12 protein-coding genes are annotated in these 11,476 nt (G+C 73.3%); 5 read left to right on the plus strand and 7 right to left on the minus strand.

Annotated features, from left to right (window positions below; genetic code table 11):
* Positions 1-105: 105 nt before the first annotated feature.
* From Q0283_RS16080 to fabF, 5 genes are all read left to right on the plus strand, one after another.
* Entirely contained in the window at positions 106-1,296 is a 1,191-nt protein-coding gene (locus tag Q0283_RS16080; RefSeq protein WP_183524871.1) for a CdaR family transcriptional regulator, read from the plus strand.
* A 137-nt stretch (positions 1,297-1,433) separates the two neighbouring features.
* Positions 1,434-2,366, plus strand: a complete 933-nt coding sequence (locus Q0283_RS16085) for an ACP S-malonyltransferase (RefSeq protein ID WP_298045589.1) — start codon at positions 1,434-1,436, stop codon at positions 2,364-2,366.
* Positions 2,367-2,421: 55 nt separating this feature from the next.
* Entirely contained in the window at positions 2,422-3,477 is a 1,056-nt protein-coding gene (locus Q0283_RS16090; protein WP_298045591.1) for a beta-ketoacyl-ACP synthase III, read from the plus strand.
* Between the two features lie 105 nt (positions 3,478-3,582).
* The gene (locus Q0283_RS16095; RefSeq protein ID WP_010145104.1) at positions 3,583-3,828 is read left to right on the plus strand and encodes an acyl carrier protein; all 246 of its coding nucleotides are present in this window, start codon (positions 3,583-3,585) and stop codon (positions 3,826-3,828) included.
* Positions 3,829-3,972: 144 nt separating this feature from the next.
* Positions 3,973-5,220: a beta-ketoacyl-ACP synthase II gene (gene fabF / locus Q0283_RS16100; protein ID WP_183524864.1), complete on the plus strand. Its 1,248-nt coding sequence runs from the start codon at positions 3,973-3,975 to the stop codon at positions 5,218-5,220.
* Positions 5,221-5,334: 114 nt separating this feature from the next.
* On the opposite strand, the gene Q0283_RS16105 is transcribed toward fabF, so the two are convergent.
* From Q0283_RS16105 to Q0283_RS16135, 7 genes are all read right to left on the minus strand, one after another.
* Positions 5,335-5,838 (minus strand): DUF3145 domain-containing protein, encoded by a 504-nt coding sequence (locus Q0283_RS16105; RefSeq protein WP_029139283.1) that lies wholly within the window; start codon positions 5,836-5,838, stop codon positions 5,335-5,337.
* Positions 5,839-6,071: 233 nt separating this feature from the next.
* Positions 6,072-7,163, minus strand: coding sequence for a tyrosine recombinase XerC (locus tag Q0283_RS16110; protein ID WP_298045602.1), 1,092 nt, complete (start codon positions 7,161-7,163; stop codon positions 6,072-6,074).
* Positions 7,164-7,267: 104 nt separating this feature from the next.
* On the minus strand, positions 7,268-8,512 hold the full coding sequence (locus Q0283_RS16115; protein ID WP_298045594.1) for a DNA-processing protein DprA: 1,245 nt from the start codon (positions 8,510-8,512) through the stop codon (positions 7,268-7,270).
* The gene (locus tag Q0283_RS16120) at positions 8,509-10,113 is read right to left on the minus strand and encodes a YifB family Mg chelatase-like AAA ATPase (RefSeq protein WP_298045596.1); all 1,605 of its coding nucleotides are present in this window, start codon (positions 10,111-10,113) and stop codon (positions 8,509-8,511) included. The genes Q0283_RS16115 and Q0283_RS16120 overlap by 4 nt, the downstream gene beginning before the upstream one ends.
* Positions 10,110-10,514, minus strand: a complete 405-nt coding sequence (locus Q0283_RS16125) for a YraN family protein (RefSeq protein ID WP_141566095.1) — start codon at positions 10,512-10,514, stop codon at positions 10,110-10,112. Before Q0283_RS16125 ends, Q0283_RS16120 begins: the two co-directional genes overlap by 4 nt.
* 115 nt (positions 10,515-10,629) lie before the next feature.
* Complete coding sequence (locus Q0283_RS16130; RefSeq protein WP_183524860.1) at positions 10,630-10,956, minus strand: DUF2469 domain-containing protein; 327 nt, start codon at positions 10,954-10,956, stop codon at positions 10,630-10,632.
* On the minus strand, positions 10,953-11,476 hold a 524-nt coding region (locus tag Q0283_RS16135), incomplete at its 5' end, for a ribonuclease HII (RefSeq protein ID WP_298045600.1). The genes Q0283_RS16130 and Q0283_RS16135, both read right to left, overlap by 4 nt.

The raw sequence follows: 11,476 nt of genomic DNA on the forward strand, positions 1-11,476 counted from the left end.
GAGGTGCACAGCGCACCTCACCGGCCGCCGTCGTTGTCGGTTCCCCACAACGACGAGCCGGTCACGGGCCGCCCGGCGGCGCCGGTCCCGCCTATGCTCGTCAGCATGTCCGAGACGCGCATCACCCCACCCCGCAAGGTCTCCGAGGAGTCCCTGCGCCGTCTCCGGGCCCACCTGGGGGCACTCAACACCGCCACCCTGCAGCGGCTGGACAACACGCTGCCCTGGTACCGTCAGCTCACCCCGGACGAGCGGTCCTCCCTGGGGCTGATCGCCCAGCGCGGCCTGACCGGGTTCCTGTCCTGGTTCGAGCGGCCCTCCACCACCATGACCACGGTGCTCGGCGAGGTGTTCGGCGGGGCGCCCACCGAACTGACCCGCTCGATCAGCCTGCAGCGGGCCCTGCAGCTGATCCGCACCGTGGTCGACGTGGTCGAGGCCCAGGTGCCGGGCATCGTGCAGGACCGCGACCAGACCCTGGTTCGCGAGGCGGTGCTGCGGTACTCCCGGGAGATCGCCTTCGCCCTGGCCGACGTCTATGCCCGCGCCGCGGAGACCCGGGGCGCCTGGGACAGCCGCAACGAGGCGGTGCTGCTCGACGCCGTGCTGCGCGGGGAGGGACCGGACGAGATCCTCTCCCGGGCCGCGGCCGCGGGCTGGAAGGGCGGGAACTCCGTCATGGTCATGGCCGGCCGGACTCCGGAGGCGGAGCTGCCCACCCGGCTGTCCGGGATGCGGCGCACCGCCGCGCGCTCGGGATTCGACATCCTGGTCGGCGTCCAGGCCGAACGGCTCGTGCTGGTGCTCGGCGGGGTCAGCGACCCCACCCGGGCGGCCGGTGCCCTGAGTCCCTGGTTCGGCGAGGGGCCCGTGGTCTACGGCCCGGTGACCGATTCCCTCGTGGAAGCGCACCGCAGCGGCCGGGAGGCCCTGGCCGGACTGGCCGCGGCCGCCGCCTGGCCGCGCGCCCTGCGGCCCACCCACGCCCAGGACCTGTTGCCGGAGCGCGCGCTGAACGGCGACCGGACCGCCGTCGAGACGCTGGTGCAGCGGGTCCACGCCCCCCTGCGGGCCGCCGGCAACTCGTTGCTGGAGACCGTGGACACCTATTGCGAGCTGGGTCATTCCCTGGAGGGCACCGCCCGGGAGCTGTTCATCCACGCCAACACGGTGCGCTACCGGTTGCGCCGGGTCAGCGAGATCACCGGCTGGGACCCCCTGAACCCGCGGGACGCCTACGTGCTGCAGACCGCGCTCGCGGTGGGCCGGCTATACCCTCCTGACGAGGCAGGCTAGCGACGAACCGCCGCGGGTGCCCCGGCCGGGCGGCGGGAGCGGCCCATGGCTTTTGTAGGAAACCTCCAAAACGACGCGCAGAGCTTGGTACCGCTACCGCCCCGGAACCAGGTCACGGTTTTGACACAGTAGAGGGCATGCTTGCAATCGTGTGCCCGGGACAGGGCTCCCAGACCCCCGGGTTCCTGGCGCCCTGGCTGGAACTGGACGGGATGTCCGGCCTGCTGGCCGAGTGGTCCACGGCCACCGGCGTCGACCTGACCGGCCACGGCACCGTCTCCGACGAGGAGACCATCAAGGACACCGCCGTCGCCCAGCCGCTCATCGTGGCGGCCGGCCTGCTCTCCGCCCGTGCCCTCGGCCTGAAGGATCTGCCCGCACAGGGGTGGGTCGCGGCCGGGCACTCCGTCGGCGAGATCACCGCCACCGCGCTGGCCGGCGTGCTGCCCGCCGCCGAGGCCCTCGAGTTCGTCCGCATCCGTGCCACCGGCATGGCCGCCGCGGCGGCCGCCGAGCCGACCGGCATGTCCGCGGTGCTCGGTGGCGATCCGGACGGGGTGCTCGCCGCGCTCGCAGCCCACGGGCTCGTCCCGGCCAATGCCAACGGCGGCGGCCAGACCGTCGCCGCCGGCTCGCTGGAGTCCCTGGCCGCCCTGGCGGCCGAACCGCCGGCCAAGGCCCGCGTCATCGCCCTGAAGGTGGCCGGTGCCTTCCACACCCCCTACATGGCCACGGCCGTGCCGGACCTGAAGGCCTTCGCCGACGGGCTGTCCCCCGCCGATCCTGCCGTGACGCTGCTGTCCAACCGCGACGGCGAGGCCGTGGGATCCGGACGGGAGGTCGTGGACCGGCTCGTGGACCAGGTCACCCGCCCCGTGCGCTGGGACCTGTGCATGCAGACCCTGCAGGCCTCCGGCGTGACCGGCATCCTGGAACTGCTGCCCGGCGGCACCCTGACCGGACTGGCCAAGCGCGCCCTGAAGGGCACGCCCACGCTCGCGCTGAAGTCCCCGGAGGACCTGGACGCCGCCCGGGCGTTCATCGCCGAGCACACCACCACCCACGAGTGACCGGGCTCCCGCCCGCACCGCACGCCCAGACCTCCAGCAGAACGTCGAGGACCAGATGACCACCCCCACCCTGAACCAGTACGTGCCGGCCACCGGCAGCCGGATCCTGTCCGTCGGGGCCGCGCGCGGCAACCTGGTGGTGACCAACGACGACATCGCCGGTCCCATCGACTCCTCGGACGAGTGGATCCAGAAGCGCACCGGCATCGTCACCCGCCGGCGCGCCGACGCCGAGACCTCCCTGCTCGACCTGGCCACCGAGGCCGCCCAGGAGGCCGTGCAGAAGGCCGGGCTGACCGGAGCGGACATCGACGCCGTCATCGTCTCCACCGTCACCTCCCCCTATGCCACGCCCTCCGTGGCCGCCGCCCTGGCCCACAACCTCGGCGCGACCCCGGCACCGGCCTTCGACATCTCCGCCGCCTGCGCCGGGTACTGCTACGGCGTGGCCCAGGCCGATGCCCTGGTCCGTTCCGGCATGGCGCGCAACGTCGTGGTGGTCGGGGCCGAGAAGCTCTCGGACATCATCGACGAGACCGACCGCTCGATCTCCTTCATCCTCGGCGACGGCGCCGGCGCCGTCGTGATCGCCGCGTCCGACGAGCCCGGGATCGCTCCCAGCGTGTGGGGTTCGGACGGGGAGCGCTGGGACACCGTGAGCATGACCCGGTCCCTGCTGGACCTGCGCGACGCCGCCGAGACCGCGCGGCGGACCGGGGACACCTCGGCCCTGACGAACCCCGAGGACAGGCTCTGGCCGACCCTGCGCCAGGACGGCCCCAGCGTGTTCCGCTGGGCGGTCTGGTCCATGGCCAAGGTGGCCCAGGAGGCCCTGGACAAGGCCGGCGTCGCCCCGGGCGACCTGGCGGCCTTCCTGCCCCACCAGGCCAACGAGCGGATCATCGACGAGCTGGCCAAGCAGCTCAAGATCCCGGACACGGTCACCATCGGCCGGGACATCAAGGAGACCGGCAACACCTCGGCAGCCTCGGTCCCGCTGGCGATGCACCGCGTCCTCGAGGAGGACCCCTCCCTCAGCGGCGGCCTGGCCCTGCAGATCGGCTTCGGCGCCGGGCTCGTCTACGGCGCCCAGGTGGTCCGGCTCCCCTGAGCCCGGGACCGCCCCACAGACCTCCTCGTCCGCCGGACGACGGAGTATCCCGAACACCACCGATTACCACCCCAGTGGACGAGTGCGTCCCGAAAGGAGCCTGACATGGCAGACAAGGAAGCGATCCTCGCCGGACTGGCCGAGATCGTCAACGAGGAGACCGGCCTGGAGACCGAAGAGGTCCAGCTGGAGAAGTCCTTCACCGATGACCTGGACATCGACTCCATCTCCATGATGACCATCGTGGTCAACGCCGAGGAGAAGTTCGACGTCAAGATCCCGGACGAGGAAGTCAAGAACCTCAAGACCGTGAACGACGCCGTCGAGTTCATCGCGGCCGCACAGGCCTGACACCGGCCGGCCGCGGTCAGGGGGTCCAGTCCCCAGTGGACCAGACCCCCTGACCGGCCGTCGCCACCACCCCGGCCGCCTGCGACCCAGCCGGCCCCGAATCACTTTCCGGGTCCACCGACCCTGACGACCGAAGGCAGACACATGAACCGCACAGCCGTGATCACCGGGCTCGGTGCCACGACACCGATCGGCGGCGACGTCCCCACCCTGTGGCGGAACGCCCTGGCCGGAACGCCCGGTGCCCGCCCCCTCGAACAGGACTGGGTCGCCGAGTACGAGCTGCCGGTGACGTTCGCCGCCCAGCTGAGCTCGCCCGTGGCCGACTCGCTCACCAAGGTCGAGATGAAGCGGATGGACCCCACCACGCAGTACGGCGTGGTCGCCGCCCGCGAGGCCTGGGCAGACGCCGGCCTGACCGGTGAGGGCACCGTGGACCCGGATCGCTTCGCCGTGGCCTTCGGCACCGGCATCGGCGGCGTCTGGACCCTGCTGGACGGCTGGGACACCCTGCGCAACAAGGGTCCGCGCCGCGTGCTGCCGATGACCGTGCCCATGCTCATGCCCAACGGGCCCGCGGCCGCGATCAGCCTGGACCTCGGTGCGCGCGCCGGCGCCCGGACCCCCGTCTCGGCCTGTGCGTCCGGCACCGAGGCCATGGACCTGGCCCTCCAGCTGATCCGCAGTGGTCAGGCCGACGTGGTGGTCTGCGGGGGCACCGAGGCCGCCATCCACCCGCTGCCGATCGCCGCCTTCGCGGCCATGCAGGCGCTCTCCCGTCGCAACGACGAACCGGAGCGCGCCTCCCGCCCCTACGACAGCGACCGCGACGGCTTCGTGCTCGGCGAGGGCGCCGGTGCCCTGGTGATCGAGTCCGAGGAGCATGCCCGGGCCCGCGGCGCCCGGATCTATGCCGAACTGGCGGGCTCGGGCGTGACCTCGGACTCCTACCACATCACCGCTCCGGAGGCGGAGGGCCTGGGTGCCGCCCGTGCCCTCCGGGCAGCCCTCGAGTCCGCCGGGGCCTCCCCCGAGGACGTCAGCCACGTCAACGCCCACGCGACCTCGACCCCGGTGGGTGACCGGCCGGAGTACCTGGCGATGAAGTCCGTGTTCGCCGGGCATCTCGACGCGGTGCCCGTCTCGGCCACGAAGAGCCAGACCGGTCACCTGCTGGGCGCCTCCGGGGCCATCGAGTCCGTCCTCTCGGTCCTGGCGGTCTACCACGGCCAGGCGCCGGTGACGATCAACCTCGAGAACCAGGACCCCGAGATCCCGCTGGACGTGGTGACCGGGACCCCCCGCCAGCTCCCCGAGGGCCAGCGGGTCGCCGTGAACAACTCCTTCGGCTTCGGCGGCCACAACGCCGTCTCCGTCTTCCGCAGCGTCTGATCCCGCCGCGACCGGACGGTCTGGCACATCCGCCGACCGGCACACACGACGAGGCCCGCCAGGATCACCTGGCGGGCCTCGTCGTGACTGGAAGGGGTGGTGGGGTGCGGTCGGTCAGCCGACCTGGTGCAGCCAGCGCACCGGGGCGCCGTCGGCGGCCTGGCGGAAGGGCTCGAGCTCCTCGTCCCAGGCCTCACCCAGGGCCAGGCTGAGTTCGTGGAAGACGGCCGAGGGATCGCCGTTGGCCTGTTCGTAGGCGTACCGGATCCGGTCCTCGGAGACCATGATGTTGCCGGTGACGTCCGTGGTGGCATGGAAGATGCCCAGTTCGGGGGTGTGGGACCAGCGGCTGCCGTCGCAGCCCGGCGAGGCCTCCTCGGTGATCTCGTACCGCAGGTGGGCCCATCCCCGCAGCGCCGAGGCCAACCGGGCACCGCTGCCCTGGGCTGCCGTCCACCCGATCTCGGCACGGTAGGCTCCCTGGGCGGCCGGCTGCGCCGACCATTCCAGGCGGTCCTGCGCACCGAGAACCGACCCCACGGCCCACTCGATGTGGGGGCACAGTGCGGCAGGGGCCGAGTGGATGTACAGAATTCCACGGACCATGGTTTCAGACATACGTTCCTCCCAGTGCTGTGCGGTACGTCTTCCCCAACGACCCCACAGGCGGGGGAGCCTGTTCCGGCTCCCGGAGGATGCGACCAGCGCCGCATGTCCTCTCGATGTTCAGTTCTCGGAAAGCGTCCGAGGTCAGCCTTGCGATTGTCCCTCGTGTGCTCCTCCGCACCATTGTGCATCATCGACGTCACGTGGGCCAATACCGCGGTGTGGGCGACCCGCCGGTCGACGCTTCACGCCCGCGGATGTGCCTGGCGGTATCCTTCGCGCAGCCGTTCGATGGAGATGTGGGTGTAGAGCTGGGTGGTCTGCAGCGAGGAGTGGCCCAGCAGCTCCTGCACGCTGCGCAGGTCTGCGCCGCCGTCCAGCAGATGGGTGGCGGCCGTGTGGCGCAGCACGTGTGGCCCGCTGGCGGAGGTGTCCCCCAGGGCGGCCAGGGAGGTGTTCACCATCTCCCGGATCTGGCGCACGCCCAGGCGCCCCCCGCGCACGCCGAGGAACAGCGGGTCCTCGTGGCGAGGCCCCTCGGAACCCGTGGCCTCCGCCAGGTGTCGCCGGCCCTGGTCCAGCCACCGGCCCAGGGCGGTCCCGGCCGGCACCCCGAAGGGCACGGTGCGCTGCTTGCCGCCCTTGCCGGTGACCCTCAGGGTGCGCCGCTCATGGTCCACGTCCGCGCGGTCCAGTCCGGCCAGTTCCGAGACCCGCAGGCCCGTGGCGTAGAGCAGTTCGAGGATCGCGGCGTCACGCATCGCGACGGCGCGACGGCGGGCCTCTTCGACGGTGAGGTGTCCCGAGCGGTGCGTGACCTGCGCCTCCTCAGCCCGCGCCCGCCCCGGGCCGGGCCCGGGTGGTCGGTCTGCCGCCCGTTGAGTGGCCTGTCCCGCGGTCCGGTGTGGTTCCTGCCCCGCGGCCCGACCCCCTCCTGCCCCTGCGGCCTGGCCCGCGGCGTCCAGCAGCCGTCCGGCCTGGTCGGCGCTGAGGGCATCCGGCAGGGTGCCGGTCCGTTTCGGGGAGGTCAGCCGGAGTGACGGGTCCTGGTCCAGGTGCCCCTCGCGCACCGCCCAGGCCATGAAGACGCGCACGGAGGCCCCCTTCCGTGCCAGCGTGGAACGCGACCGCCCGGCGAGAGCCAGGCGTCCGAGCCACCCGCGCAGGTCCGGCAGGTCGATCTCCCCCAGGACGTCCGGCAGGGCACCGTCCTGGACCGGCAGCCCCGCGTGCCCGGCGATGTCCCGGACCAGTCCCTCGAGATCCGAGACGTAGGCGCGGACGGTCTGCGGGGACCGGTTCCGCTCATGCACCAGATACTCGGCGAACCCCTCCACCCAGGACCGATCCCGCTGCGACAGCCGTGGCGGGCGGGAGCGTTCCGGGGTGGCGGCATCTGGCGTGGCGGACATGGTCCCACTCTGCCACCGACAGGTCCGGACTAGCCGGATCGCCGCCGCCACCCGGCCGCCTGCTGGTCGGCCAGACCCTGACGGTGCAGCTTCTGGAGCACTCCCAGGACGGTCCCGGGACCCAGCCCGGCCACCGAGCAGAGCCGGTCCACCGGTGCCGCGTTGCGCATCGGCAACGCCTCGTACACCAGCAGCTCCTCCACGGTCAGGTGGTCATGCGGCCGGTCGTCCGCTGCGCCACCGGATCCACCGGAGGGCCCGGTCCCCGGGGTCCTTTGCCCCGGTGTGCCCGGACCGGATCCGGCCACCAGGCCTCCGGGCAGCAGTTCCAGGGCCTCCTCGACCTGGGTGACGATCACCGCCGGCGACTCCCGCAGCAGGCGGTGGCACCCGGCCGAGGTGGCCGAGGTGATGGGGCCGGGCACCACACCGAGGTCGCGGCCCAGTCCGAGTGCATGGCCCGCGGTGTTCTGCGCGCCGGATCGCCAGCGGGCCTCGACCACCAGCACGGCCCCGGACAGCGCGGCGATGAGCCTGTTGCGCTGGAGGAAGCGGTGCCGGGTGGGGCTGGTCCCCGGGGACATCTCGGACAGCAGCAGTCCACTCGAGGCGACGTCCCGCAGGAGCTGTTCGTTGCCGGCGGGGTAGAAGCGGTCGAGTCCGCCGGCCAGTACGGCGACCGTGGCGGGTTCCCCCGTGCCGGAGCCCAGGGCCGTCTGGTGGGCGAGGGCGTCGATCCCGTAGGCGCCACCGGACATCACCGTGATCCCCCGTGCACCGATCCCCCCGGTCAGCATGCGGGTCGCCGTCCGTCCGTAGGCACTCGCCTCCCGACTGCCGACGACGGCCAGGGTCCTCTCCGCCCGGGGCATCCCCCCGGTCCCGCGGTACCAGAGCGCCACGGGTGCCGCCGGCCCGAGGTCCTCGACGGCCGGGGGCCACCCCGGGTCGCCGGGGATGAGCAGGCCGCCGCCCAGGCGGTGCAGTGTCTCCAGGTCGCGTTCCGGGGCGAGCGTCCCCGACCGGGCGTTCCAGCGCTCCCGCCCGTTCCGCCAGCCCCGGCTCGTCAGCGGGGTCCCGGCGGACTGCACGGACAGGGAGAGTTCCTGGCGCTCGTCCGCGCTCGGCTGGTCCCGTCCGGTGAGGAGGTCGAGGGCCCGCACGGCACCCCATACCCGGACCGCGGACAGGCCGAGGACGTCCCCGGGGTCCACCAACCGGGTGAGGGCGGCCCGGGCGATGCGCTCGGCGTGTCCGGCCCGTTCGGTGCTCACGCGGCCTCCTCACCCTCGGTGCGGCGGCGCAGGTACAGGGCCGTGTCCACGTCCCCGGCCCCCGGCCGGTCCGCGCCCCGCAGGTCGGCGACCGTCCAGGCCAGGCGCATGACCCGCGCGTGACCTCGTGCGGTGAGCTCGGCCCGGTCCACGGCGGCATCCGCGGCGGCGCGCGCTCGCGGGTCCACGGCCAGCGGGCCGTCCCTCAGCAGGGTGGCGGGAGCGTGCGCGTTGCGGGTCAGCCCCAGCGGGGCCAGCCTCTCGTGCTGCCGCCGCACGGCCGCCAGCACGCGCCCGCGCACGGTGGCCGAGTCCTCCCCGGCCGGACCCGAGGTCAGTGCCGAGGCATCCACGGCGGGCACGGTCACCTGGATGTCCACGCGGTCCAGCAACGGACCGGACAAGCGGCCGGAATACCGCCGGCGCTGGAGAGAGGTGCACCGGCACCGGCTCCCGCGGCCGGCTCCCCACCCGCACGGGCAGGGGTTGGCCGCCAGCACGAGCTGGAACCGGGCCGGGTAGCGCACCGTCCCGCCGGAACGGTGCAGGGTGACCGTCCCGGACTCCAGCGGCTGGCGCAGGGCGTCGAGGACACGCCGGTCGAACTCGGGGGCCTCGTCCAGGAACAGCACCCCGCCGTGGGCGAGGGATGCCGCCCCGGGCCGCGCCACCCCGGAGCCGCCCCCGACCAGCGAGGCCATGGAGGCCGAGTGGTGGGGAGACTGGAACGGCGGGTTGCGGACCAGGCCCGTCGCCTCCCGGGCTCCCCCGCCCAGGGACCGCACCGCGGTGGCCTCCAGTGCCGTGCGGTCGTCCAGGGGCGGCAGGATCCCGGGGAGCCGTTCGGCCAGCATCGTCTTGCCGGCACCCGGACTGCCCTCCAGGAACAGGTGGTGGGCCCCGGCCGCCGCCACCTCCAGGGCGAACCGTGCCTCGTACTGCCCCGAGACGTCGGCCAGGTCCGCGGCCGCACCGGCCCAGGTCCCAGCCCCGTCCGCGGCGTCCGCACCGGTGCCCGGTCGGTCCTCGACCGGGGCCGCCGGCCCCGGGGGCATCACGGCGGTGAGCGGGGGCGCCTCCGGGACGCCACCGAAGGCACGGATGACGTCATGGAGCGTCCTGTACCCCCGCACCCGTGCCCCGGGGACCAGGCTGGCCTCGTCCACGGACTCCTCGGCCACGACGACCTCCGGGTAACCGGCGTCCACGGCGGCCATCACGCTGGGCAGGATGCCCGGCGCGTGGCGGAGCCGGCCGTCCAGGCCCAGCTCGGCCAGGAACACGGCGCCGTCGACGTGGCGCACCTGGCCGTCCGCGGCATACGAGGCCATGACGATGGCCAGGTCGAAGCCCGGCCCGCGCTTGTGCAGCGCCGCGGGCACCAGGTTCACGGTGAGGTGCCGCCGGGTGAGGGGCAGTCCGGAGTTCCGGGAGGCGGCCTTGATGCGGTCCCGGCTCTCCTGCAGGGACTGGTCCGGCAGGCCCAGCAGGACGAACCCCGGCAGCGTCTGGCCGATGTCCGCCTCCACCTCCACCAGGTGGCCGTGCATGCCGGTCAGGGCCACGGCGAGGGTCCGGCCCATGACCGGTGTCCTGCTCATGGCCGGACGTCCCGGAGCACCTCGACGCTCAGTCCCCCGCCGGAGGGCAGCAGCACCGAGACGGCGTCCACCCGCCAGCCCGCCAGCCTCCCCGCCTCCGGATGGGCCGCACCCCACTGGTGCGCCAGCCGGTACAGGCGTCTGAGCTTGCGGGGACTGATCGCCTCGAACGGGTGGCCGAACCCCGTGCCTCGCCGGGTCTTGACCTCCACGGCCACCCACCAGCCCTGGTGGATCGCCACGAGGTCCAGTTCACCGCCCGTGCCGCGCCAATTGCGGTCGACCAGCTGGTAGCCCTGGTCCTCGAGCCACCGGGCGGCCACGTCCTCGCCGAACCGGCCGAGCGCCGTGTGGGCCGCCGATGCCCCGGATCCGGTGCGCGACATTGCAGAGTGTTCCATTGCTCCACCTCCACCACCCAGCCTGACGCGGGCGGGGGCGGTGTGGGCCCCGGGAGGGCCCGACTGGGGATGGAGACCCGCAGGGGGCGGGATGTGGAGGAGCGGGCGGAGCGGATCAGCCCAGTGCCGGACCGTCCTGCGGCAACTGGAGGTCGTCGCGCTGCGGCAGTTCCTCGACGTTGACGTCCTTGAAGCTGAGGACCCGCACGCGCTTGACGAACCGGGCGGTCCGGTAGATGTCCCAGACCCAGGCGTCCTCCAGGAGCACCTCGAAGAAGACCTCCCCGCCCTCGGACCGCGCCGTGAGCTCCACGGCATTGGCCAGGTAGAACCGACGCTCGGTCTCCACCACGTAGCGGAACAGGCTGACCACGTCCCGGTACTCCCGGTAGAGCTGGAGCTCCATCTCGGCTTCGTAGTTCTCGAGTTCGTCGCCGCTCATGCCGTCCATTCTCCCCCGGTCCCCTCACCGGGGACGTCCCATGACAGGACGGGCTGCTCGGCGGCCACCGGCTCCGGCACCAGCCGCCAGCTCAGCCGGTGGTGCGGGCTCGGACCGCGCTCGATGAGGGCCTGGCGGTGGCCGGCCGCGGCGTAGCCCTTGTTGCCCTCCCAGCCGTAGACGGGATGTTCCCGGGCCAGCCGGATCATCAGTCCGTCCCGCTCGACCTTGGCCAGGATGGAGGCGGCGGCCACGGTCGCACACGTCGCATCGGCCTTGACCTGCAGGTGCACCCGGCCCGGCCCGGCCGACAGGGCGCGGCACGCATCGAGCGGCGCCCTGGGCAGGAAGTCGTCCCGGCCGTCCAGCAGCACCACGTCCGGCGGTGCCCCCAGGTCCTGGACCACGCGGTGCCAGGCCCGGCGTCCGGCCAGGGCCAGGGCCGCGGTGATCCCGTACCGGTCGATCTCTGCCGGCTCGGCGTGCCCGACGGCGGCCGCGGCCGCCCAGGCGAGCACCT

The sequence above is a fragment of the uncultured Citricoccus sp. genome (genome assembly GCF_937871995.1).
GTDB lineage: Bacteria > Actinomycetota > Actinomycetes > Actinomycetales > Micrococcaceae > Citricoccus.